Source organism: Cellulophaga sp. L1A9, assembly GCF_009797025.1.
In the GTDB taxonomy this organism is placed as follows: Bacteria; Bacteroidota; Bacteroidia; order Flavobacteriales; family Flavobacteriaceae; genus Cellulophaga.
Genome location: NZ_CP047027.1, coordinates 238336 through 263570 on the forward strand (window position 1 = coordinate 238336; position 25235 = coordinate 263570).

General features: G+C 33.2%; 21 protein-coding genes. 17 read left to right on the forward strand and 4 right to left on the reverse strand.

Annotation, left to right across the window (positions count from 1 at the left end; all coding sequences use genetic code 11):
* Positions 1–258: 258 nt before the first annotated feature.
* From GQR94_RS01095 to GQR94_RS01125, 8 genes are all read left to right on the forward strand, one after another.
* Positions 259–1941 carry a hypothetical protein gene (locus GQR94_RS01095; protein WP_158973604.1) on the forward strand — a complete coding sequence of 561 codons (1683 nt, stop codon included), beginning with the start codon at positions 259–261 and terminating at the stop codon, positions 1939–1941.
* 72 nt (positions 1942–2013) lie between these two features.
* Complete coding sequence (locus GQR94_RS01100; RefSeq protein ID WP_158973605.1) at positions 2014–2214, forward strand: hypothetical protein; 201 nt, start codon at positions 2014–2016, stop codon at positions 2212–2214.
* 80 nt (positions 2215–2294) lie between these two features.
* On the forward strand, positions 2295–2561 hold the full coding sequence (locus tag GQR94_RS22410) for a transposase (RefSeq protein WP_034669045.1): 267 nt from the start codon (positions 2295–2297) through the stop codon (positions 2559–2561).
* A 35-nt stretch (positions 2562–2596) separates the two neighbouring features.
* Positions 2597–3439: an IS3 family transposase gene (locus tag GQR94_RS01105; protein WP_233268678.1), complete on the forward strand. Its 843-nt coding sequence runs from the start codon at positions 2597–2599 to the stop codon at positions 3437–3439.
* Between the two features lie 61 nt (positions 3440–3500).
* Positions 3501–4304 carry an SH3 domain-containing protein gene (locus GQR94_RS22880; RefSeq protein WP_370458292.1) on the forward strand — a complete coding sequence of 268 codons (804 nt, stop codon included), beginning with the start codon at positions 3501–3503 and terminating at the stop codon, positions 4302–4304.
* A 214-nt stretch (positions 4305–4518) separates the two neighbouring features.
* A complete protein-coding gene (locus GQR94_RS01115; protein WP_158973606.1) occupies positions 4519–4878 on the forward strand; it encodes a ribonuclease E inhibitor RraB in 360 nt (119 codons plus the stop codon).
* A gap of 358 nt (positions 4879–5236) precedes the next feature.
* The gene (locus GQR94_RS01120; RefSeq protein ID WP_158973607.1) at positions 5237–6028 is read left to right on the forward strand and encodes an aspartate dehydrogenase domain-containing protein; all 792 of its coding nucleotides are present in this window, start codon (positions 5237–5239) and stop codon (positions 6026–6028) included.
* A 643-nt stretch (positions 6029–6671) separates the two neighbouring features.
* Complete coding sequence (locus GQR94_RS01125) at positions 6672–7397, forward strand: tRNA-uridine aminocarboxypropyltransferase (protein ID WP_233268586.1); 726 nt, start codon at positions 6672–6674, stop codon at positions 7395–7397.
* Between the two features lie 115 nt (positions 7398–7512).
* On the opposite strand, the gene GQR94_RS01130 is transcribed toward GQR94_RS01125, so the two are convergent.
* A complete protein-coding gene (locus GQR94_RS01130; protein ID WP_158973608.1) occupies positions 7513–7683 on the reverse strand; it encodes a hypothetical protein in 171 nt (56 codons plus the stop codon).
* Positions 7684–8244: 561 nt separating this feature from the next.
* Between GQR94_RS01130 and GQR94_RS01135 the strand changes: the two genes are divergently transcribed.
* From GQR94_RS01135 to GQR94_RS01155, 5 genes are all read left to right on the forward strand, one after another.
* Positions 8245–8430, forward strand: coding sequence for a hypothetical protein (locus GQR94_RS01135; protein WP_158973609.1), 186 nt, complete (start codon positions 8245–8247; stop codon positions 8428–8430).
* Positions 8431–8544: 114 nt separating this feature from the next.
* A complete protein-coding gene (locus GQR94_RS01140; RefSeq protein WP_158973610.1) occupies positions 8545–8859 on the forward strand; it encodes an HPF/RaiA family ribosome-associated protein in 315 nt (104 codons plus the stop codon).
* An 875-nt stretch (positions 8860–9734) separates the two neighbouring features.
* Positions 9735–11039 carry a sugar phosphate isomerase/epimerase gene (locus GQR94_RS01145; RefSeq protein ID WP_158973611.1) on the forward strand — a complete coding sequence of 435 codons (1305 nt, stop codon included), beginning with the start codon at positions 9735–9737 and terminating at the stop codon, positions 11037–11039.
* A gap of 25 nt (positions 11040–11064) precedes the next feature.
* Positions 11065–11823 (forward strand): ThuA domain-containing protein, encoded by a 759-nt coding sequence (locus tag GQR94_RS01150; protein ID WP_158973612.1) that lies wholly within the window; start codon positions 11065–11067, stop codon positions 11821–11823.
* 143 nt (positions 11824–11966) lie between these two features.
* The gene (locus tag GQR94_RS01155) at positions 11967–12671 is read left to right on the forward strand and encodes a hypothetical protein (protein ID WP_158973613.1); all 705 of its coding nucleotides are present in this window, start codon (positions 11967–11969) and stop codon (positions 12669–12671) included.
* 99 nt (positions 12672–12770) lie between these two features.
* Here the strand turns inward: GQR94_RS01155 and GQR94_RS01160 are convergent, their stop codons facing one another.
* The 3 genes from GQR94_RS01160 to GQR94_RS01170 all read right to left on the reverse strand — a co-directional run bounded on the left by GQR94_RS01160 (position 12771) and on the right by GQR94_RS01170 (position 17862).
* Positions 12771–13574: an FKBP-type peptidyl-prolyl cis-trans isomerase gene (locus GQR94_RS01160; protein ID WP_158973614.1), complete on the reverse strand. Its 804-nt coding sequence runs from the start codon at positions 13572–13574 to the stop codon at positions 12771–12773.
* Positions 13575–14245: 671 nt separating this feature from the next.
* On the reverse strand, positions 14246–16540 hold the full coding sequence (locus tag GQR94_RS01165) for a TonB-dependent receptor domain-containing protein (protein ID WP_158973615.1): 2295 nt from the start codon (positions 16538–16540) through the stop codon (positions 14246–14248).
* 26 nt (positions 16541–16566) lie between these two features.
* Positions 16567–17862 carry a sorbosone dehydrogenase family protein gene (locus tag GQR94_RS01170; RefSeq protein WP_158973616.1) on the reverse strand — a complete coding sequence of 432 codons (1296 nt, stop codon included), beginning with the start codon at positions 17860–17862 and terminating at the stop codon, positions 16567–16569.
* A 609-nt stretch (positions 17863–18471) separates the two neighbouring features.
* Between GQR94_RS01170 and GQR94_RS01175 the strand changes: the two genes are divergently transcribed.
* From GQR94_RS01175 to GQR94_RS01190, 4 genes are all read left to right on the forward strand, one after another.
* A complete protein-coding gene (locus GQR94_RS01175) occupies positions 18472–21699 on the forward strand; it encodes a sensor histidine kinase (protein ID WP_158973617.1) in 3228 nt (1075 codons plus the stop codon).
* Positions 21700–21953: 254 nt separating this feature from the next.
* On the forward strand, positions 21954–23105 hold the full coding sequence (locus GQR94_RS01180; RefSeq protein WP_158973618.1) for an alpha/beta fold hydrolase: 1152 nt from the start codon (positions 21954–21956) through the stop codon (positions 23103–23105).
* A gap of 33 nt (positions 23106–23138) precedes the next feature.
* Positions 23139–24128 carry an MBL fold metallo-hydrolase gene (locus GQR94_RS01185; RefSeq protein WP_158973619.1) on the forward strand — a complete coding sequence of 330 codons (990 nt, stop codon included), beginning with the start codon at positions 23139–23141 and terminating at the stop codon, positions 24126–24128.
* A 99-nt stretch (positions 24129–24227) separates the two neighbouring features.
* Entirely contained in the window at positions 24228–25097 is an 870-nt protein-coding gene (locus GQR94_RS01190; protein WP_158973620.1) for a hypothetical protein, read from the forward strand.
* Positions 25098–25235: the final 138 nt, after the last annotated feature.

Sequence of the window (25235 nt, forward strand, 5' to 3'; positions counted from 1 at the left end):
CCTTAATTCTCTCTTTTGTTCTTTCTAGTTATAGCAACAATTTACTAAGAATCAAACTTAAGATGTGTATAATTAATGCGGGTTTAGTGTTTAATTCAAAGTTTTGTGTATTTTTACTAAGTCCGTCAAATCATTTTGATTTGACTTTTGATAAAACAAGATAAAGCCAAACAAAATGCTTTGCCTCGTGCTAAACTAAAAGTCCACTAACTTTCAATTCCCGCACTAACCATACACGCAACGTTATCGAAAATAATTATGAAAACAGCACTTTTTACTTTCACATTTACTTTTGTGCTATTAGCAAGTATGTATTCTCAATCAAATAATATGGAGGGACTAATTGTAAAATCAACTCAAGAATCTGATGTTTTAAACTTTAAATATGATTTATCAGATGAATACCTTGATTTTGATTCAAAGGTGCTTTGTAATTCTAAAATTGATGAATCTTTAAAGATTGATTTTTTGAAAAAAGACTACGAACAAGAAAAGCCACGTTTCATCATATCCAACAAATGTGACTGTATCAAAACTAGTCCACTGCTCTATAAAATAATAAGGGAAAAACTAATCAGCTTGGATAGTGGTGAAAGTAGTTATCTAAATATCAAACTTTTTAATTTCAGCGTAACCAACAATCTTGATGATGCTTCTACAATGCTTAATGAATACATCTCAAAAAGAGAAACATTTGATAGGCGGTTAAAATCCAGATATAAAGACTCTTCAATTCCAGCACGCCTTTTTGAAATAGGGGAATTTGACAAAGCTCTAACATTATTGGACACCCTCGTGTCAGAAGTCTTAACAAAAAAGACGAGAAGAATAGACGATGGAATAAATGACTTATCAAACAATCCGTTTATTGTTCTTCACAAACATGAATCGCCAACCTACCGAAAAAAGGTTGAAGACCTCGCTTTTATTTACTATTGGTCAGTATCTAAAGGACTTACTACATACCTACACGAATTCTTACAAAAAGAATGCTCTGAACGATATACCGAAGAATACGAAAACAGACTAAGAACTTTACTTGGAGATGAAAACAATGCATCTGAATTTAGTTCTGAAATAATGAAATCAAGGAGTGTTCTTGGGCCTTCTCTTGGAATTGAACTTTGGAATATTTTCCAAGAAAACTCACCTTATCTTGATGAAGATGGAATTGCAAACTCTCTGTTCTTATCAGTCGATATTACTAAAAACGGAAACTTAACTGAACAGGATAAAGCTCAAATACTAGAATTCATATTAAGTAATCACCCAACCATTTCTAATCAATCTAGTAAAAAAGACAACTATGATTTTGATAGATATATTAGAACTCTTTACGCTTTAAACCCTAACCTAGATGAATTTGAATTTGAAAAACTAATTCCTCAAAAGTACAGCTCAACTCATAATTTCAAAGCATATAGAAACTCTTCAAAATACTTTGTTAGTTACAAAGACACAAATGACATTAAACAATCTATTGCTATAGTTAAAAAATACAATTCGGAATTCGTTGTAGGTGGCAATTGGGATAATCATGAACTTCTTACTTCTACAAATAGGTGCATTTGGTTTGGTTCTGTAGATACTAGAACACCATTAAAATTCAGGAATATATTCACTACCCACCTGTTACCATATTTGATAAACTCTGAAGTGTTAAGTATCGACTTAGAAGAAACAGTAAACTCAGAAAAACATTTGGTTTCTGTTATAACCCCAACAACAAAATTTACTTTTGAGGAACAATCGCAGCATTTTAGTGAAAATATGAAGCTTTTAATTCAATCTTTGAACCTAGCCTTGGTAGAGATCAATAATCCAAATAGGTTTACATTTATCGACACAGGAGATGAGAACTTAATGGTAGTTCTCCTACCTAAGTCTGAAACACAAACTCTAATAAAGGAAACTGGCCATATCGAACAAACGAAATTTTAAAAAATTCGATAACACTATGTAAAAATGCATTAAAACGCATTTTACACTAAACGTTGTAAAGCATTAAAAAAAATGGAAATAGAAGATAAATTTATAGCTTATTTTTCTAAATTTCAGGTTCTCTCCACAGAAGAGAAAAACGCTATTTTGAAAGATATTGACATTAGGTCGGTAAAAAAAGGATTCACATTACTTAAAGAAGGACAAATAGCAAAAGATAATTATTTTGTAATCAACGGATGCGTGAGAGAGTTCTATTTGCACAAAGTGTAGACTTCCCCTTCTTGTAGGCTTCCCTAAAAATAGGACAGTTTATAATTCGAATTTACTAACTTTAAATTCAAACTGTCACAATGAAAAACAGCAAATTTAGCGAGAGCCAGATTATTAAAGCTCTTAAGGAAAATGAACAAGGAAGATCCGTAGGTGATTTATCTAGAGAATTAGGAATTGACAAAAGCACCTTCTACTATTGGAGAAAGAAGTACGGCGGTATGGAACAACAGCAGCTTAAACGTTTAAAAGAACTTGAAGAAGAGAACAATAAACTTAAACAGATGTATGCTGATGTGAGTCTTGATAATAAGATGCTTAAAGACGTATTGTCAAAAAAGTTCTAAAGCCTTCCGACAAGAGAGTTCGTGTAAAGTATCTCATCAAAAGGTTTGTAATTCCTATCATCCGTGCCTGTAATATTGTAGGACTGAGTAGATCGATGTGGTATTACCAAAGTAAGAAAGATGATAGTGAGGTTATTGATAAGCTAACAGCGTTAGCGGAATCATACCCAACTAGAGGTTTTGATGAATATTATTATAAGATCCGTCGTGAAGGCTTAAAATGGAACAGAAAACGAGTGTTACGTGTGTACCGTGAGATGAAACTCAGTCTGCGCCGTAAACACAAAAAACGTTTGGTTAAACGTATAAAACAACCTTTAGAAACACCTTTAACATTAAATGAGTGTTGGAGTATGGATTTTATGAGCGATGCCCTTACTGATGGTAGAAAGCTCAGAGTGTTTAATGTTATAGACGACTGTAATCGGGAAGCTCTAGCAATAGACGCAGGACTTTCTTATCCAGCAAGAGCTGTTGTAGAAACTCTTGAATGCCTAAAAGAGGAAATAGGAATACCCAAATATGTAAGATGTGATAATGGCCCGGAGTTTATCTCTAAGACTTTTATGAACTGGTGTAAAAAGAACTTTATAGAAATTAAATATACCCAACCGGGAAAGCCAATGCAAAATGGATATATAGAACGATTTAACCGTTTCTTTAGGGAGGATATATTAGATGCCTATTTTTTCAATGACATTTATCAACTTCAAAAAATAAGCGACAACTGGAGAGAAGACTATAATTTTAATCACCCGCATAAATCTTTAGGTAATATATTACCTAAAGAATTCATGCCCAGATTTGATGAAGAATTTAAATTCTTCATCAAATCTGGGCTAAATAATAATTATTTATCGAAATTAGAGGTGTCCTAAGAAGGGGAAGTCTACACTGACTCAAGTCACTTTTTTTTATGCACAAGATAATTTTTATGTTATATCAAAAAGTGGTCTAAATGTTAGGTCAGATTCTGACTTAAACTCTGAAAAAATAGGGAAATTTAATTTTGCCGAACAGGTAAAGTTATTAGAAATAACAGATAAGTATTTTGAGGTAAAAGATAATGGAGAAGTTATAAAAGGACAATGGTATAAAGTAATCGGAAAATCTGTTATTAATGAAATAATTACGGGTTATGTTTTTAGTGGATTTTTAACTAAACCTAAACAAAAAGGTACCTTTGAATTTATTCTTTACGATGATAATTACGACAATTTTTACTGCACTGCAAAAAAAGAAAATAAAACATATAATTTTATTACAAATGGTGAAGAAATAAACCTCTTAAGAGGTGATATTATTGAAATAGAATGGAAAGAAGCCATTATCACAAGTGCTGGAGATGAAGATATAAAAGAATTATATAATCAATTACTCAGTATCAAAAAAATTAAAAATGGTATTGTTTCTAACTTTAGAAAAAATTATAAGAAACAAATTAAATATTATTACACAGATAATTACTCACAATCCTACTTAGATTATATCTATTTAAATGTTGAATATTATATATCTAATTCAAAAAAAAAACTAATTAAAAACTTAATTCAAGAAAAAAAGCAAATTGAATATTCCATAGGAAATAGAAGTAGAAATGGTACAAATTATTTAGTTATAGGTATAAATCATTCGTTTGAATTTAAGACAATACCTTTACAATGGTTATATTATAATGAAAAAAACGGAAAACTATATGAATATGACTTACCAAAAGATGAATTGATTGAATATAAATACTAATGCTAACAGTGTATAAAAAACATAGGGCAATTAAGGCTTTTCGAAAGGTCTGTGTTTATTTACAAAGTCCGCTAAATATAAAATATGGCGTTTATAGTAAGAAAGATAAAAGCAAAATATTTATATTTAGCTAAGTAATACTCCATAATATAAGTGCTGATCACCTGCTTAGTTTCTTATACTGAACGTTAGAAAACATTAAAAAAACAACCAAATGAACAATACTTCTGAACTAAACGCTCAGCTTAAAAGAAATGAAAATATGTGGCAAATTTGGGAGCAAAACGGGATTAATTCGGAAACTGAATTTATAGTCAATTTTCATTTTTATACTCCAAAAAAAGAAAATATGGAGCTTCTATGCCAAAAGTTAGGAAATCAAAACACACCAACAAGCGTAAAAGAAACTAGAACGCTCATTTTTTTAAAAGGCTGGAAAATTGAAGCTGAAATTCTCAAAAAATGGACGCTAGATGAATTGCAATTAAAAACAAAACGCATCGTTTTTATAGCTCAACAAGCAGGGGTGTCCTTAGAAGGCTGCAGTGCTATGATGCCAAAAAGACAGGGTTAAACTAAAGCATTTATTTTTAATCTTCACTCCCTCCCTCACAATAGACATGCTTTCAACTTACTAATGGTTTAAGAGGTCAATCCTTCCCATAAGGGACTTGCACCCCCTAGATTGATTATTTGTTTTTCGGTGAAGTAAAAGAGAACCGTACTGGACACACAACCTGTATATTTTCTATAGTGCTTGTTTTTTGAGTTTTAAGAAGATTATAGGCATAAAAACAGCTCCATGTTATTTATTGTAAGATACCCTTCAAATACTATTATCTCATTATCAAACCTTTACAGCGCGCCATTTTTAATTAAAAACTTTGTTATATATTTAATTAAAAATGTTACTAAAAAATAAAATTAGTCAAGTGAAAATAGCGATAATAGGCTTTGGAAATATAGGTAAATATCTTACAGAATGGGTTGTTAATGCCCCTTCGTTTGAACTAAGGTACGTAGTAGCTAGAAAAGAAATTAATACAGAGGATTTTGATTTTAAAAATCAGCCGGTACAATTTAGAAAAGAGGTTACTCCAGAACTGATTAATGATGTTGATATTATTATTGAATGTGCAACGAAGGAAGTCGTTTCTCAGTTATTGAAATTTGATGAAATAGACCGTACCGGTTTAAAATTAATCATTATCAGTACAGGTGGACTTTACCAAAATAAAGCGGTTTTAAAAACCTTAAAAAAATGTGAGGTAATTTTACCAATAGGTGCAATTGCAGGGCTAGATGCTATAAAAGCTGTGAATGATGAAATTACTTCCATTAGCATACAGACTACAAAACATCCTAAAAGTTTAGAAGGCGCTCCGTTTTTTGATAGTTCGGAGATTGATCTTTCGTCAATTAAAACTAGTCAGACTATTTGGGAAGGTAATGTAAGTGAAGCTGTACGTTTATTTCCTAAAAACATAAACGTTGCTGCAAGTATTTATTTTGCATCAGAATGTGAAAATTTAAGAATTAAAATCGTTGCCGATCCGAACGCTACTAGTAATATGCACGAGATAACTTGTGAAGGTGATTTCGGAAAAATATATACGCGTACCGAGAATAAACCAAGTCCAAGTAATCCTAAAACAAGCTTTTTAGCCGTTAAAAGTGTGGTTAGTATACTTAGAAATATGAATTCTAATATTAAAATAAACTAAGAGCACCTAAGTCTGGGACGGTATTTTTACCACTTTTCATCAAACACTTCATAGCTGAACTCTAATTTATGCAGTAATAGTAAAAAAATAGGCTATTAGAGATTATCCAGTGAAACCAGAAACAAATTCGTGCCTCTAGTAATTGATACGTTTACCAGACCGCTAACCCCTTAAAAGTATACACGAATTAAGAATTAGCAATGCAGCTAACTCCTCATAACATTGATTATTTGTTTAAGCAATTTCATTCTAGGCAATTCAGATACAGTTGATTCAATATATTCCTCAACAGAAGCGTTTATTGTGATTAATAGGTATGAAATAGACATTAAAAACTAAAAAAAAACATAAATACAATCAGTCCTTTTTAAATGATGGTATGATAAGCGTTTCGAAGACTATTAAGTTACAAATCAAAAAGATTTGCTTACAAGAGGTATAATCAATATTGGCTTTGAGCTTGATGGAAAGGTTTGCGTATTTTTGCGAAGTCCACAATATCTTTGCAATCTTGCTTTGGGCAGGAAAAAATCAAACAAAACCTGCCTAGCGGACGGGCATAAACGAAAAAAAAATCTTTACCTACCCTACTTGCCGCAGCCTTGACCGTTTTGACCAATTAAAAAATAAAAAGATATTCACCTTGAAAGTAGAACTAAAAAAAACAAGAATCCAATGTTACCAATGCATGAGGCCTTCAAGCACCTGTATTTGTGAACATATTAGTTCGTTCCAAACTAAGACTCGTTTTATTATTCTTATGCACCCGAAGGAGTATAAAAAAGAAAAAAACGGAACGGGACATATGACGCATCTTCAACTTGATAATTCAGAAATTATAGTGGGTGTCGATTTTACCAATAATAATCGTGTAAATGAACTACTGACTCAAGAAAACAGTAGTTCTTTCTTACTTTATCCGGGAAAAGAAAATTTCAATTTATCGCTGAGAAATAGTTCTGAAATAAACTCTTTTATGGGTACGAACCCACACATCTTCCTTATCGATGGCACCTGGCCCTGCGCACGTAAAATACTTAAACTAAGTAAGAACTTACAAAAACTAAAAAGAGTGAGTTTTGATAATAAAATAAAATCAAAATTTATAATCAAGCAGCAGCCAGAATCTCTTTGTCTTAGTACTATTGAATCTGTCTATACGGTCTTAAATTTACTTAAGGAAGGTGACCTAGAACAATGTGAGACCAAGGACTTCCTTATTCCTTTTGAAAAAATGATTGCCTATCAGCTGGAATATATGCTAAACCCAAGTAATAAAAACTACTCTTCAACTGCAATTAGAACGGTTATTCCTAAGAACATGTATAAAAAAGTTACGGAAAGGAATATTATTTTTGAACTAGAATAGCTGTACTTATTGATGAAATAAGGAAGATCTAAAGAAATGAAGAATTATAAAAATTAGCAATAACACTGCCCAGGCCTTCCCTTTTTAGGAAACCTCCAATTTCAATAAACTATTATTATACCCGGAATTTATGAGGAGGATTAAAATTATAATCTTCTCTCCTGTTATCACTCCTCTTTTGCAACGGGTAGGTATCCTTAAAATAATACGTCTCTAAATGAACATCGGCATACATTTGTATGAGCCTTTTGTTATCCTCTTCTAAATCTTTTTGCTGCTGTCTCATCCCAAAGTACATCTGGAACTTCAGGTACCTGTTCAATCTCCTTAAGAACCTTTATAATATGGCGCTCACTAAATTTACTTTTTTTCATCTGACAGGTTAAATTTAAAATTAATAAACTCGAATTTAAGCTGTCTTATTTTTAAGGAAGCATACAAAATAACCATTAACGGTAAAATAGTAAGTCGGCCTAAAAGCTACATTTCAAAATAACAAAGTTGTTAGTTGTTATGTGGAAACTTCATTCGAAGATCATTAGCACCTCTTAGCTCATAAAGTGTATTGTAGGGGTTGAGGAAATTTAACATTAAACTTTTTATTTTAAGACAACATTGTAAGAGTTCGGCTATATAACCCGTATACTATCCACGAACATTTAAAGCGATGTAAATGGGAGCGATTAAAGATAGAAAGAACAGACAAATCCAACAGACCCAAAAAATCCGACCGGTAATACCAAGCATTTTAATTTTGCTGGGACAACAGTAAAAAAAACATAACAAAAATTATAATGAGATTGAAATTTGCATAAAAGCAGAAATAAATAATATAAAAAGATTACCTATGAATACAACTTATTTGAATACTAAATCAAAAGGAATAACCAAGACAGTAGCTGAATTTTCGAAACAAGATGGTCAGAGCAACAGGGAGTTCCGTGAATTCATTAAGGAACAAGTGGTGGAACATCGGAAAGAAGGAATGGACGTTTTCAAATCACCCAGACCGGGTGATGACCAAATGAACTAAAAACCTCTTATCCAAATCGGAAAAAAGAGCAAATAACAAAGTACTAATTAGTTATTTAGATTCCCTAAATAACTAATTAGGAACTTTTATGAATAGGTATTAAAACTTTAAAACATGACAATTCAAATAAATACTGACAAAACAATTACTGGAGAAGAAAGAAGTAGCGATTTTTTTAGTTCTCAAATTGCCGAAGCATTAGAAAGGTTCGAATCTCATATTACCAGAATCGAGGTTCATTTAAAAGATGAGAATGGAAAAAAAGATGGATTTAAAGATATCTCGTGTCTACTAGAAGCTAGACTTGAAGGCAGACAACCCATTGCTATCAGTAATCAGGCAAACTCTATTGATCTTGCCGTAACAGGAGCCATTGATAAAATAAAAAGTGCTATTGAAACTATTGTTGAAAAAAAACAAAATCATTAATATTTATAAAAAATTAAATATACGATTGATATTGAAGCAACATATAAAATGACGGGTAATGAAAAAAGATGCCTTTTGGAAATCTAGTTGAAAGTTAGAATTGATAAAATATTGTGTATGATTTTTTAACTAGATCATACGCTGTTACAATAAGGTAATTATCCAACCAATATATAAAATTTAGCGTATACTCCCTGTATCTTACTTACCCAAATCTAACCATAAAATTAACGCAAGTACTGCGCTACCTTTCATATGTTTTTGAGTGAATTTCAGGTATTCTTGCCAGCTGGCAGGTAGGTCTTCAAATTATAGGTTATCGCTGATAGGTGCATTACTCTATTCGCTTGTTTTAATCCTGTCCTATTTCTTTAAATGGTTATACTTAATAAATCTTCTATTCTACTATTGCTAACATCGCCTCTTTTGTCAATTTTGCTTTTTTGTCTCGGCCATACATAAGAGGATAATGGGTTTTATTAGGAATGGTGTAGCTATTTTTTCAAGACAATCCATCGATAATCCCATAAAATATAACCCTATAAAATTTACCACGTTTCCTTAAGAAAATATGAAAGAGCTCCTTATGCATCGAAGGTAAATAATGCACCATACGAACACTATAATAAATTATGCATTGTGAAGCACCTATGTGGCATTCATTCTTGTTAGAAAGTATTTATCTAGATTACACAATAATTCATACTCCTAAGGGTAGACAGATTGTTGCATAGACCATACCCATTCTAAAGCCTATTATGATGGCTTCCAATGAACATAATTGTCCATTTGCAACACCCGTTGCAATCATAGCTTCAAGGCTTATAGTCCTAGACCTTCAACTCAATTAAATTTACTACCATAAGATTTAAAGGATGAATTACCATTTTAGCTTACATCGGTTTACCCAAAAAACCGTATTACTGCTCTTTTTAATAGGAACAAATACTGTTTTCTCACAAAAGCCCATTCCAAAACAATCGGATAGATTGCAACAGTATTTAGGATTCTGGGTTAGTTCAATTGATTATAAAACGGATAGTGTGGCCAAGGCACCTCTAATCAAAATGAACAACTATCCTAAAATAGATCATACCACAATGGCCGTAGATGTGTTTCAACGGGATGGCGAAATCTACAATCATACCTTAACAGAACTTATTGGATACGACACCAAGACCGATTCACTTTTTGCTTTGGGTAAAAGTGCTCAAGGCCAAATGTTCCTTGGTACAGGAGCGTTTACCACCCAAAGCGACTGGATAATGAAAGACCGGGACTTTACAGGAAAAGAAACCATGACAGTTAGTTTTGATTTTAAAAATCAAACTGATGTATACCTAAAGGGAGTAAATCCGCAGAACGAAATGCTTTGGCAAACGCGCTATATCAAGAAAAATCCAAAGCATAAAAATATAGGAATACAGTTAGTTTCAGTGCATGAAGAAATGCAGAAGAATCCTAAAGAGACCCTGAAGTACCTTGATAGAATGGGCTATAGCTATATTGAAACTTTTGTTTATAAAGATCGTTCGTTTTATGGACTATCTCCCATGGATTTTAAAAAACTGGTGGAAAAAAATAACCTGAAATTCACGGGATCCATGACGTTTTACGACCTCCCTTCCGATGACCATCAAGCTTGGAAAAAAGCTATGAAATGGTGGAAGGAATGCATCGAAGACCACAGGCAAGCAGGTGTGGAATACCTTACCATATCCAATAATCAAATTAAAGAAATTGAGACCCTTTCCGAACTCAAAAGATATGCTGAGTACTACACGGCTATTGGAAAACTTTGTAAAGAAAGAGGAATCAGGTTCGCTTACCATAATCATTCCGATGAATTTAAAACGGTAGAAAACAAGGTTGTTTATGACTACCTCCTAGAAAACACAGATCCGGAATATGTTAGTTTTCAAGCCGATCTGTATTGGATGCATTTTTCACAAATAAACCCCATTGACTACTTTAAAAAATACAAGAACCGGTTTATAAGCTGGCATGTAAAAGATTACAAAGAACTTGGCCAGAGCGGCAAAATGGATTTTGAGCTCTACTTTGAATACACAGAAACTGCGGGCGTCAAATATATTGTGGCTGAAGTGGAAGCCTATAATTACCCCGTGTGGTATAGCATTAACGCAGCTTGGAACTATTTATATTTTAACATATTATAACCATCATTCTCAACACGTAAACGTTATGAAAACAAGAATTTTATCATTAACCTGTTTTATCATTTTCACTTGCAACCAAATGGCTTTTGCTCAAGACCAATTTAAGGTGTTATTGTTTACCGTACAAGATACTTGGCATTATGAGTGCATTCCCACTGCGGTAGCTGCTTTCCATAAAATGGCTACTGAACATCAGTTTAAGTTTGATTGGACGCAAAGCCCAGAAGATCTTGCCCTAAAATTACCATCTTACGATGTGGTTGTATTTTTAAATGCTGATGCTGATATCTTAACTGATGACCAGCTTGAAGTACTAAAAACACACCTCCACAACGGCAAAGGTTTTGTGGGAGTCCACTCTACTTCTGATAGTAAAATTAGAAACCTTTGGTTTGATAATCTTGTAGGCGGAGTTTTTAAAGACCATCCCCAATTTCAGGCAGCGGTACTAAAGAATCACGATGTAAATTTCCCGTCTAACCTACACCTACCCGAAAAATGGTTGTGGAGTGAAGAATGGTATAATTTTGAACTCTTAAAATCAGAACATATTAAAGTACTCCTTTCCGTAGATGAAAACACCTATGATTACCAAAAAGGATACGACGAAATACCGCTTAAAGGTATGGGCAAAAACCACCCTATCGCGTGGTATCAATTTTACGAAGGAGGGCGCTCATTTTATACTACACTTGGTCATAAACCAGAAGCCTTTCATAATCAAACGTATTTAGACCATTTATTTGGTGGTATCTATTGGGCTGCGAAAGGCGATAAAAAATAAACTTTTTATTGACAGAGCGCTATGGTATAAATTTAATGGTCGGTATATCACTATTTCGAGAAACAGCCCCTTTTTATCATCTGTATTCGCTTTTAATGCTTTTTTTAATCAACAAATCATCACCTAAATTATAAACCAAACTTATGTTAGCAGGACATTATACCACCGCTTTAATCGCAAACCAAAAATTTCCAAAAGGAAGTTTACTCTATTTTTTAATAGCCTCACAGTTGCAGGATTTATTGTGGTTCACGTTTCATATAGTTGGTTTAGAACCTACAGGACCCAGTGATGTATTAGATACTACGTTGAGCAACATGAAGGTTGATATGCTGTATAGTCACGATTTACTTCCACAAATATTTTGGTTGGTTGTCATCTTTTTAGTTGGTAAAATTTTATTCAAGAGCACCCAAATTGGAGTTGTGGGCGCTGCTTTAGTCGCTGGGCACTTTATACTAGATTTCTTTTCAGGGCACCCACATCATCTATTTGGAGCAGAAACTCCAGCGGTTGCTCTAGGACTTTATGCCTCAAATATTTACTTAGCAATAGCTATAGAAGCCATTTTCTGTATTCTTATCCTGTGGTATTTCTTTAAACAAGAAGCCCAAAACGGAGTTCAACATACCTCGAAAAACAAAGCTTCAATTATAGGCCTGTTCGTGTTTGGTATTGTTTTTATGCTATCGATTGCAACAACTTCATTTAGACAATTACTTAATATTCCCAATTTTGATTTAGGCTTCAATTCAAACATACCTACGTTAGTACTTACCTACATAGGAATGATTTTTTATCTAAATTATTTCGTGCCGAAATTACACCTTGATGAAAACAATCTCTAAATAAAGACTACGGTCTTTTGTAGCAAAAAAAATTGCTAATGGTAACTACGCAAGAAAATTAAAAAAACAGATTTTAATCTTCAAACCCGAATAAACCGCCTATTCTTTAGTTAGCTTTTTCAGCATCTCAACAGCATTTTTATTTTCCGAATTTAAGTCAAGAGATTTTTTGTAGTTCAAGATTGCTAATTCTTCCTTACCCAATTTCATATAAGTTTCGCCCAAACTATCATAGACATTCGAAGAAGTTGGATATTGCTCTGAATTCAATAATAACACCTGCAAAGCTTCAGAAAAATGACCCTTTCTCATTAAACCATACCCAACACTATTCATAGCATATTCATTCATCCACGTGTCTTTAAATCCTTCTTCTTTTAATGCTTGAAACCTTTTAACAGTTTGTTGAATTTTAGGAATACTATCTTTTTCATAATTATGATAGAGTATCTTATTCATTTCTTTTTCTAAAGATTCTTTTTTAGTAGCCAAAATTTCAATATCAAACATTAACGTTTCTTTAGCTGGAATACCAGTACCCCCTTTTTCGCCATAAGCCAAATAATAGGGCATAATAAAAATTCCTCTATCTCCTACTTTCAATATCGAGAGTGCTTCATTATAACCTTTTATTAAATTTTTTGAGGGATATTCACTAGCAAAAGTTCCTTCCCTATCTCTAGAAGAGTCTAGTTTTTCTCCATTAGATAGCCAAAGAGTATAATGTTGAATTGCTATAGCGCCTGAATCAATAGCCCGTCCTTCTCCCTTTTGTGTCAAAAAATATTTCAGCCCAGACGTAGTCGTTATAGTATCTTTAACTTGCGAAAATAATAAGTGACAGACTAGAGTAAAGAAGACCGTTAAAAAGCTTTTCATAATTTGATAGTGTATATTTTCCATAAATATACTACTTAAAATCGTATTTAATTTATACACAAACTTAATTAGAAACAGCTAAACTTAGAGGCTAGTACACATCTACTCCTGAAAATTCTAAGAAGTTTTTTGTCTATTTTATAATTACTAAAGTAGCTATGTGAGTAGAGAATTAATCAAACAGTAAAACATTATAAAATAGTTTCAAAAACATTTTCAATTGAATAAATCAGCCCTAACTTTAATAAAAACAGTAGGAGTACGAATTGTAATCCTTACATTAACTAGTTGCGGGTTTTTTAATGTGATCTCAAAACAATATTATTTTACTTCTCAAAGTGGGGTTAGACCTGAAAAAAATTGGTTCCAACCAAAAAAGACTCTTATGTCTTAAAAATACAGGATATAACAAAAACAGATGGTGTTTATCTGTTTTGTTCCGTTTGGGATAAAGAGGATTTACGATATAAACTAGCGAATTGTAATAGCGAAAATGCAAATTTCTTTTATTCGATTTTTTAAAAATGGTCGATTTTTAATAAACAATTTAGATCCTAAAAAAAATCATCTAGAATAGTGTAATCACCTCCATGATTAGAATATACACGGAGGTGATTATAAACCATTAAGGTATCAGCATTCACTGTTTTTCTTTCTCAAAATTTTAACTGACTACAGCGCTACTAGTACTTTGTTTATAGTGTATATTCAATCTTTACTCCTCCAAACCAGTTTCTCGGCATTCCAGGGTAATAATAACGAGGTTCTGCACCACCAAACCCTACGGCATTTATAAGAATGGATGAAGCATAGGCTTCATCCGTAAAATTATTTACACCTGCATTAACTCCAATGGTAAGATGATCTGTAATATTATTTTTATAGGACAACTTAGCATTAAAAATAGTATACGCTTCAGAGTACAATGTATTTTCATCATTAAGAGGCATATCTCCTATATGAAGTACATTGGCATTCAGACTAATATTTTTAAGTCCAAAACGTATTCCTCCGTTTACTTTTTTATTAGGTACTCCTGTTAGTTCGTTACCTGAATAATTAGCTGTTCTATCTACAAAATCAATAAATCTATGCTGTGTGATTTCAGCATTAATATATGGAGAGACAATTAAGCCATTTATAAAGGTATGCGTGTATGACATGGAAAGTTCGAGTCCCTTATGTTCTGTTTTTCCTGCATTCCTGCCTATATACTGATCATCACCTACTCGCTCAGCCACCAATAAATTATTTATATCAAGTAAATAAGCTGATAGTTGCAGGTGCAATGCACGATTAAATACATAGACTTCACTGCCTATTTCATAATTAAAACCTGTTTCGGGACCAAGATCGGGATTAATAATACCTTCTGGAGTTAATGTTTCTTCAATAGACGGGTAATTAAATCCTCGGCTTACATTAACATAAGCGTTTGTATTTGAATTTAATTGATATAATACATTTAGATTGGGAGCAAAAATAGGATCAAAATTACGATTGGCATCCTTATTATCCGCTCCAGTATTAAATACATCTGTAAAATCATAATTGGTCTTATTAATATTTACACCTAATTGCGCTTTTAATTTTTCAGTAATAGGTAGCGTTATTGTGGCAAAAACATTTAAGTTATTTCGGTTTTCCATATTGTCACTTAGCAGTGAACCTTCTAAACTACCACTCCCATTAGTACCCTCGTATAAATTTTCTTTAGTTTTCCAATGGTATTTATCCCTATAAAATTCTCCTCCGAAACTTAAATTTGCTTTATTTTCCAAAAACAAAAAATCCTTTGCAAAGAGTGTTCGCATCCCGTAACTATCAGTGAATTCGTCTAAAATATTAAATGGACGTGGTTCATAATGATCTAAATAATTATAAAAAATAGCCGTTGTATTACTGAAATTTTCAGAAAATAGATGTGTATAATGTAGCCCTGCGAGCACTTGCTTATTATCCTCATAACCTTGAGCAGTGCCCCAAGTAAATGCCGCTTGGGTAGGGTCTTCTTCAAAAGCTGTTTTACTAATAGAACTCGGAATTTGCGCGTTATAATCGGTATAATTAAACAATACTCCAATTTTGTTTTTTTTATCAAAAGAGTAGCTAGAATTTAAAAAAACAGTACTCCGCTCATACGTACTATTGTCTCGAAAACCATCAAACTGCATATGATCATAATTTAGATTGAATGTTGATTTATTAGCTGCTGTAGCGATAGAAACGCTATTTTTTATCAAGCCAAAACTTCCTACTGTATTAGTGCTTTTTAAATAGGTTTCACCTGCTGAGGCTTGCTTTGAATTCAGCAATAATGTGCCCCCTAGATTAGTTCCGTATTGGGTAGCTTTTGGGCCTTTTACTACTTCTATATCTGAAATATCTTCAGCATTGAAAGCATCAATAGCGGTAGATCCAGCACCATTCGTGATGGGAATACCATTATAATAAGCTCTAACTTTATTCGTCCCATATAACGTACGGGATCCTACCCCACGGATCACAATTCTATTTGTATTCAGGGCACCGCTTTGTATATAAACCCCAGGTGTCTCATTTATAGCAGAGACTAAATCAATAGGACTGTATTGATCCAATTTAATTGCTGTGGTCTTAGCGGTTGGAATGATAATCTTACTTTGCTTTTGATAGGTAGATAATATAATCACTTCCTCAAGAGCTTGTGTATTTTCTAAAGCAGACAGCTGAAATACATTGCTGTTTTTAGATATTACAAATTCTTTACTGTAATAACCTGGATGTTGGAGCTTAATTTTTAAAGGGAGCTGATACGTTTCCGCTATTGTAAAAACACCTGCTGCATTTGTCTTGGAAATAACTTTATTCTTCCATAAAATAGCAACATCTAGAATTGGAGTATGTGTTTCGTCAATGACGCGACCACTAACATTTTGAGCATATGTTTTAGTTGTTGTGGTGCATAAAAGAATACCCACCATTAATAAGTTTAACGATAAAAATTTCATGTTGTTCTAAGCTTGGTTGTTAGGAACTATTTGATATAACTTACTTTCCAGATGGTATTACCCGAATCATCATTTACTAATAAATCTCCTGTAGGCATAACTGTAACGCAAACGGGTCTTCCATATACTTCGGTATCATTGTTTTCTGAAATAAATCCGGTAAGAAAATCTTCTGGTGCAGACATGGGCTTGCCATCTTCAAAAGGAATAAATACCACCCGATATCCTGAAAGCTCCGAGCGGTTCCAAGAACCATGTTGCCCTACAAATACGCCATTCTTATATTTTTCTGGAAAACTATCTTGATCATAAAACGTTAACCCTAAAGAAGCGGTATGTGGCCCTACAGACACATCTGGAACAATAGTTTTTGCCACTAAATCTGGTGCTTTTCCTTTTAGCCTAGGATCAGGAATGGCTCCATAATATGCATAAGGCCAACCATAAAAGCCTCCTTTTTTTACACTAGTAACATAATCTGGCACCAAATTATCTCCAATTTTATCACGCTCATTCACAGCAGTCCATAGCGCACCATTTACTGGATTCCAGTCCATTCCAACTGGGTTTCTTAATCCACTAGCATATATTATTTCGTTTCCTCCATCTATATCTACTTCTAAGATATTAGCACGACGAACCTCTTCTTCCATACCATATTCTGCCACATTACTTGCCGAACCCACAGAAATATAAATTTTATCTTCAGTTTTATTCGTGATAATATTTCGCGTCCAATGATTATTATACCCCCCTGCAGGAAGCGCTACAATTTTTTTTCCCTCAGAAGGATTCAATTTCGTTTGTCCGGCTTTGTAAGGATATCGATACAGACCATCTGTATTTGCTACGTAAAAATTATCCTTGATAATTAACATCCCCAAAGGTTGTTTCAATTCTTCAAGAAAAGTTTCTCGCATTTCAATCGTACCATCGTTATTGGCATCTCTTAACAAAGTGATCTTACCTGCACTATTTTTTGTATTGGCCTCACACACAAATATATCGCCGTTTGTGCCAATATAGGTCCAACGCGGATTTTGGAATCCGTCTGCAAATTTTGTGACTTCAAATCCTTCTGGAGCGATTGGCATCTTACCCGCGGGCCAATCTACAAGCTTATTTTGTTTGCTTACAGATTCTGTAGCATATGGTTTTGGTAAAACCAGTGCGCCAATCGCAGTTTGTACTGTATCTGCTGGTTGTTGAGAAATCATCGCTTTCACATCTTCAGATACTTCTATTTTATTTTTCTCTTTAGATTTACAGCTAAAGAATACCGTTGCAATCGTAATAAATAATAAGGTAGTAGTTTTCTTCATGATTAAAGTTTTTATGAAAATATAAGATTCATGATAGGTGTATTAACTCAATCGCTATTTTAAAAAAAAAATAACATAATTAATGTCATCTCATTCTGATTTTTTATGGTGGTGATACATCAAAAATTAGAATTTCAGCTATCCTAATGCCCAAGAGAGTTGGTGTAAACCAGCATTAAGCAGCTAAGAAAAATACCTTTCAAGAGGCAAGAGCATTAGAACTATTATTTTTCCAAAAAGTATCCTGAACGGTTTTTAAGTACTTTTAACATTCTCTCATTTCTCCTCAGAAATAAAATTTAACTTTAAAACTATAGCTTTAATTTACGGACTAAACTTAGAGATATATGCTGTAATTGTTTTCACTATTTTACACCATATTAAAAATTGCTTGACATCTCTTTTGTTTGAAAAACCAAATTTTATTTCTTACATAAAGAAAGAGGTCTAAACTTTAGATGTTAATAAAACTATAAAATTAGGTACACTTTTTATATCTTTAGAAATGGATAAGGATGATTGATACAATACATTTCTTAAAAAGAACAACTTTACGTTTTCTTTTTGATGGTATTTAATGATTCTTCTACCAAAAAAACTAACTGACAAATGCAGCACCCCCCCTCCAATATATTCTTTGCCACAGTATTTTTTATACTTCTGGCACTGAACCTTAATGCGCAGTCTAAAAATCAATTTTTAGAAAAAATTGGAATTGAAAATGGACTTTCATCCAATTATCCTACTTGTGTTATTGAAGACTCTAAGGGGTTTATTTGGATTGGCTCCAACAACGGTTTAAACCGCTACGATGGGTATCAATCTAAAATATTTAAGTATGACCCAAACAATAGTAATACAATCTCAGAAAATTGGGTAACTAGTCTCCTAGAAGATAAAGAAGGTAATATATGGATTGGCACAGAAGGTGGCGGGCTTAATCATTATAATACAGCTACAGACGTTATCACGAGATTCACTCATAAAAAAAACGATTCAACGTCTATCAGCAGCAACATAGTACATCGCATATACGAAGATAGCCAGTCAAGATTGTGGTTAGGAACAAAAAATGGTTTGAATTTGCTGGATCGTGACAAGCTAAGCTTTCAACATTGGATCCAACCCAATAAATGTCAACATTGTGAATTTTCTTTGAAAGCAATAACAGAGGATGAGAAAGGCAACCTTTGGATCGGAGATGAATTTCAAGGACTGTATTACTTTACTCCCTCAACTGGTAAATTCACTCGGCCTCATTTAAATGATTCTGATGAAAATATTCTTCCTTCAAAATTTATAAACGATTTGTATTTTTCAAAAGGGATGTTATGGGTGGGTACCGATAATGGATTAGCTATATTAAATACTCGAACTAGCCCCTTTTCCCCGGTGTCATTAGATGGCAAACATAAAAGTGCTGCTAGCGATATCTGTATCTGGAAAATTTATAATGATCAGAACGGGAGCATTTGGTTGTGTTCAAATGGCAATGGTTTAATAAATTATAATTTAAAGACCCACGAGATAACCATTTATAAGGCAGATGGCAACTCTCCGTATAAAATTGGCAGTAATTCAGTAGAAGATGTGCTCGTAGACAAATCTAGAAATATTTGGATGGCCACCACAGGTAACGGCTTGAACAAATTCAATTTAAAAAATTTGAACTTTCATCATTGGGAAAAAGATGATGATAATAGTAATTCGTTGGTGAACAATAACGTCCGAGCAATGTTGCAGGATCTAGACGGCACCATATGGATAGGAACCAACAATGGACTCAGCAGATTTAATCCTGAATCTAAGCGGTTTAGAAATTATATAAATGATTTTAATTACAGAGCTGATGTAAATACTACGAAAATTCGTGCTATTTATCGTTCTCAAAACAACGACATATGGGTGGGTACACAAAGTGGCGGACTCTATACATACGATCGAAAGCAAGATAAATTTAGCTTAGCATTGGGTTTTGCAGATAGCCCTTTGGCATCTAAAATAGGACATATTCAAAGCATTTATGAGATTAAGGAAGGGCAACTAATCATTGGAACTGTCGGAGCTGGCCTGATCACCTACAATACTATTAACAGGGAACTTAAACGTATCTATGCCAATGGTGAGCCCAGTACCTTCTTATTTAACTTAGATGTAAAATGCATGCTAAAAGCCTCTGAATCCGAGTTATGGATTGGAAGTGACAGTGGATTACTTTTGTTAAATATGAATACTCTTACATTAGAATCCTATGAATATGAAGAGGGGTGTACAAACTGTATTATTGGAAACAAAATTCGTTCTCTGTACCGGGACGAGAACAATAAATTATGGATTGGAACTAGAAGTGGTTTAGCGCTTTTTAATCCAGAAACTAAAAAATTTAAGAACTACAGCACCGAAAATGGCCTACCTAGCAATATTATCTTTGGTATTCTCCCTGGTAGTGATGGAAATGTATGGCTGACCACTCCCAACGGGTTATCAAAAACAGACCCTCAAAAGATACAATTCAAAAATATTACGATTCCTGGAAATAACATCTTAGATATGGGGGGGCATACGCTAGGATTAGATGGAAACCTAATTGTTGGAGGTACCGCTGGATTTACCATTTTCAATCCTAGTGATATAAAAAGTAATCCATACATTCCGAATGTTGTTTTTACAGAGATTAAGATCAATAATGAATCTATGTCTTTTGATCAAAGCATTTCCGAATTAAAAAGCATGGATTTATCCTATAGCCAAAATAATATCACCTTTGAATTTTCAGCACTAGAATTCACCAATTCACAGTTCAATAAATACAAATACAAACTAGAAGGATTTAACGATCAATGGATTGAATATGGTAGTAAGCATGATTTGACTTTTACCAACCTAGATCCAAAAACATATGTTTTGAAGATAAAAGGATCTAACAACGAAGGGGTCTGGAATGAACAAGAGACTTCACTAACCATTACTATTAGTCCACCTTGGTATAAAACACTATGGTTTAGAATACTTAGTCTTTTACTCATTATAGGATCGCTTTTTTCCTTCTATTATTTACGGATTAAAAGGTTAAAGAGAACAAAAACCATCCTTCAAAAGGAGGTGACCAAGCAAACTAAAGAATTAGTACGTAACAACAAAAAGCTAGAAGAACTAGATAGAGAAAAAGATGGAATCATCGGGATTATGGCCCATGATCTCCGGAGTCCTCTGAACAATATTCATGGACTTACCCAATTACTAGAGAGTAATGAAAATTTAGATGAAGAGCAAAAAACATATCTAAAATACATTAATAAGTCTGTAAACAGTGGCAATAGTTTAATAACAGATTTGCTGTTTATGAGTAACGTTAATCACCCTGAAAAAACAATTGAATTAGCAGATATAGAGCTTTCTGAATTTATTGACGAATGGGAAAAAAGCTATATCACTAGATTAGATAAAAAAGATCAAAAACTAAGAAAATTTATTGATAAAAAACAACTGATAATTCATGCAGACCATAAACTGGTAACTCGTATTTTTGATAACCTGATGACCAACGCTATAAAATTTTCAGATAAAGGTAGTACCATTGATTTATCTGTGAATTCTAGCAATGGTCTCGTCCATATTTCATTCAAGGATTACGGTCCTGGTATGTCTGAAGCTGATAAAAAAAGAGCTTTTAAAATGTTTCAAAAACTCTCTGCACAACCAACCGATGGTGAAAGTTCTCATGGATTAGGTCTGGCAATAATTAAAACACTGGTTGAAAAACTAGAAGGATCTATCATAATACAAAGCACATTGGGGCAGGGCACAGCGTTTATCATCAGTTTACCTGAAAAATGAATATAAGCACCCACTAGTATCCGTAAAACCTTAGATAGCTTGCTCCAATATAACAAGCGATAGAATGCACCCCAGCTTAATCGTAATAAAGCTTGGCCGTTTATTTAAAAATTAACGGAATATTTACTATGTGTGGTATAACTTTTGTGACCTATTTATTTTTTTAAAACATCCGTATGCGGAAACGAGTAAACCTTTTCCTCATGTAGCACTGATAGTTAAACTTTTTTCACATAATTTAAATGACCACACCCATGAGACACTTCTATTTTAAATTCTTTCTTATTTTGTTTTTACCATTTTCCATGCATGCTCAAACCTTAGATACACTCGTAGATGTTGGAGGTTACCATATGCATTTCAAAATAATAAAAGGAGAAGGGACTCCAATTCTTTTTGAATCAGGAGCGGATAGTGATGGTACTGTATGGGACCACCTATTAGAGAAAATACATACGGTTACAGGTACAACGTTAATCACATATGACCGATCAGGATTTGGGAAAAGTGAAGTAAATCCATCGCTAAAAAATGATTCAGATTTTGGTATACTCAACGGAATTACAGAACTGGAGACAGGGCTTTCAAAGCTGGGTTATAACAAGGACCTTATTTTAGTTCCTCATTCCTATGGCGGATTTTATACAACGCTTTACGCATCCCGTCATCCGAACGACGTAAAATATGTCGTACGGATAGATGCCAATTTAGTAGCACACTATACTGATGAAGTACTTCAAATGATGGGTGCACAGGGAGTTCCTCCTAAAACCCCTGAGACACTGGGCAGTTATTATCTTGGAACAACCTATCCTGAAACCGTTAAACTATTACGTACAATTGATTTTCCGTCTAACGTACCTGTTATAGATATTACTTCCCCAATTAATAGAGGGTTTCCTGACTTTTATTGGACACTCGTACAAAACGCACATAAGGATTTTGTGGATGCGCAACCCAATCGGGTTCAACTTATTGCTGAAGGAAGCGGTCACAATATACATTTAGATAATCCGGGGCTAGTCATTAATGCAATTATTAAAGCATACGCACAAACGTTAAAAGAGAACGATAAAAAAGTACTGTTACAAAAAGCATTGGATAATGCCATTGTGTTAGCTATTGCCGCTAAAAAAACAGAAACAGAAAATAATCATTCAGAAAGTGATTTGAATGATTGGGGATATACATTTATAAACAACCAAGAAATAGAAAAAGCTTTACAGGTTTTTAAATTGAGTACTATGCTATTTCCTGATAGTTTTAATGCTTTTGATAGTTATGGCGAAGCTTTATTGCTTTCCAATAATAAACCAGAAGCTATTAAAATGTACGAGAAATCCATTGAATTGAATCCAGAAAATGAAAATGGAAAAGCAGTCTTATTAAAAATAAAACAAGAATAACAAGATCTAGTATTGCCAATAATTCCATCAAAAATGAAATACGCTTATAGAATTCTACTTCTATTTTTAATCTGTTCCTGTGGAGACCAGCAATCTCCTCAAAAAACAGAGGCAACAGAGACACTGACTACAGAAGCAGATGAAACAAGATCTCAAGAAAATACCTTCCTAAAGATCCTCGGAACGATTCAAGATGCTGGTTCTCCTCATATAGGTTGTACAAAAGACTGCTGTAAAGATTTATTTGACCATTCAGACAAGAATGGACAAGTGGTTGCATTGGGCTTGGTTGATAATGACCATGGTGAAAAATATTTATTTGAAGCTACTCCTGATATCACAAGGCAAATGAAGGCCTTAGTAAAAGATGATATTCTAAATACAAACGAGATGGTAGACGGAATTTTCTTAACCCATGCGCATATTGGTCATTATACCGGCTTAATGTATTTGGGTAAAGAAGCTACCAATGCAAAAAATGTTGCTGTATTTGCTATGCCTAGAATGAAGAAATATTTAGAAACAAATGGTCCTTGGAGTCAGCTTGTTTTAAATAACAACATTTCGTTGACTCCTATTGAAAATGAACAATCTATTTCTCTTTCTCAAAATATAACAGTGACTCCCTTTTTAGTACCCCACCGAGATGAATATTCTGAAACCGTTGGCTATAAGATTCAAGGACCTAATAAAACCGCATTATTCATACCAGACATAGATAAATGGAATAAGTGGGATAAAAGTATTGTCGCAGAAATTAAGAAAGTCGATTATGCCTTTTTAGATGCTACATTTTATAGCGGAAAAGAAATAGACAATCGTGATATTTCTCAAATCCCACATCCTTTTATTATTGAGAGTCTTGAGCGCTTTAAAGCATTGGATACTTTGGAAAGAAATAAAGTGATTTTTATTCATTTTAATCATACCAATCCGGCAATTAACTTAGATAGTAATGAAGCAAAGGATATTTTAGATCAAGGATTTAACATTGCAAGGATTAATGACGTATACGGCTTATAACTATTGGCTTTGGTAAGCACTATGAAATAAACTAATCATTACACTGCAATGAATTATTCGTACTTGCGTTTTGATATAATTAAGGCATAGAAAAATCATATGAGAATAATATCCTACTCACAAAAAAGAATAGTTCAAGATACTGAAACATACTTTAAAGAAGTAATTGAAAAATATAATTTTTCAGTTCATCAACGTCTGGCTGCAAAATTAAATAAATCAGAAGACTTAAATGTTTTCTTGGAAAACGACTACTTGGTTATTTGTCTTGACTTTGATGAATCTTATTCGTTTCTAAATATCAATTTTCAGTTTTATTTCAAAGTAGATTCAGAGTTCGAAGAAATTGAAAAAAAAGCAATCCACTCACTTTTACATATTGATGATAATGCTTTAATAAAATGGACGACAGCCTACAATGATTCTAACCAAAACTCGATACAAAAAGAATATAAAGAGGGCTTATATGAGTTACAATTGACCAATGATTTACTTATTACATTTTATAACAATTTACTTGATGGCTCTCTAAGTTATTACAACTATTCAAGTTTTAATTATAAGCCTAAAAATTGGTTCCTACTTTATTTTAGTACTAGGCTACTAACTGCTGCTTCTTTCCTTATAGCCCTAGTTGCTGCGGGAGAAAGACTTTTTGATCGTTGGGAGGAACTTTCCATTAAAGCAATTATCGTTATGTTGTTTTTAACGGGTATCACCTATTTTGTATACCTAATTAAATTAAAACAGGTGGTCAAGAATGGTTTTTATACTAAAAAAACAATTGAATACCTGGAACCTGTAGGCTATGCCAATGCAGTACTATTGGCTTTATTCTTTGGCTATGTGTTCGCTGACTCAAATATATTAAACACAACCGCTATTGTAAGCATCACAGTAATCTTTTCACCTTATATTTTTAATTGCTACAAGCTTTCAAAAATTAGACAGTATTATTATATCTCATAGCACTAAAAACTTCACGAGTCCAAAAAAAAATTAATACTACAAACGCTCATTTTAAAAATGACAGTTTCAAATACAAAAAAGGCTATCTGATCTAGATAGCCTTTTTTTATTCAATTGTCTCGTCCTGAAATAAGTTGA

Coding starts and splice junctions, on each gene's coding strand:
- GQR94_RS22410 (WP_034669045.1), top strand. CDS start 2,295: ATGAAAAACAGCAAATTTAGCGAGAGCCAGATTATTAAAGCTCTTAAG.
- GQR94_RS01185 (WP_158973619.1), top strand. CDS start 23,139: ATGAAATACGCTTATAGAATTCTACTTCTATTTTTAATCTGTTCCTGT.
- GQR94_RS01140 (WP_158973610.1), top strand. CDS start 8,545: ATGACAATTCAAATAAATACTGACAAAACAATTACTGGAGAAGAAAGA.
- GQR94_RS01160 (WP_158973614.1), bottom strand. CDS start 13,574: ATGGAAAATATACACTATCAAATTATGAAAAGCTTTTTAACGGTCTTC.
- GQR94_RS01100 (WP_158973605.1), top strand. CDS start 2,014: ATGGAAATAGAAGATAAATTTATAGCTTATTTTTCTAAATTTCAGGTT.
- GQR94_RS01115 (WP_158973606.1), top strand. CDS start 4,519: ATGAACAATACTTCTGAACTAAACGCTCAGCTTAAAAGAAATGAAAAT.
- GQR94_RS01095 (WP_158973604.1), top strand. CDS start 259: ATGAAAACAGCACTTTTTACTTTCACATTTACTTTTGTGCTATTAGCA.
- GQR94_RS01175 (WP_158973617.1), top strand. CDS start 18,472: ATGCAGCACCCCCCCTCCAATATATTCTTTGCCACAGTATTTTTTATA.
- GQR94_RS01180 (WP_158973618.1), top strand. CDS start 21,954: ATGAGACACTTCTATTTTAAATTCTTTCTTATTTTGTTTTTACCATTT.
- GQR94_RS01150 (WP_158973612.1), top strand. CDS start 11,065: ATGAAAACAAGAATTTTATCATTAACCTGTTTTATCATTTTCACTTGC.
- GQR94_RS01130 (WP_158973608.1), bottom strand. CDS start 7,683: ATGAGACAGCAGCAAAAAGATTTAGAAGAGGATAACAAAAGGCTCATA.
- GQR94_RS01170 (WP_158973616.1), bottom strand. CDS start 17,862: ATGAAGAAAACTACTACCTTATTATTTATTACGATTGCAACGGTATTC.
- GQR94_RS01190 (WP_158973620.1), top strand. CDS start 24,228: ATGAGAATAATATCCTACTCACAAAAAAGAATAGTTCAAGATACTGAA.
- GQR94_RS01135 (WP_158973609.1), top strand. CDS start 8,245: ATGAATACAACTTATTTGAATACTAAATCAAAAGGAATAACCAAGACA.
- GQR94_RS01165 (WP_158973615.1), bottom strand. CDS start 16,540: ATGAAATTTTTATCGTTAAACTTATTAATGGTGGGTATTCTTTTATGC.
- GQR94_RS01155 (WP_158973613.1), top strand. CDS start 11,967: ATGTTAGCAGGACATTATACCACCGCTTTAATCGCAAACCAAAAATTT.
- GQR94_RS01145 (WP_158973611.1), top strand. CDS start 9,735: ATGAATTACCATTTTAGCTTACATCGGTTTACCCAAAAAACCGTATTA.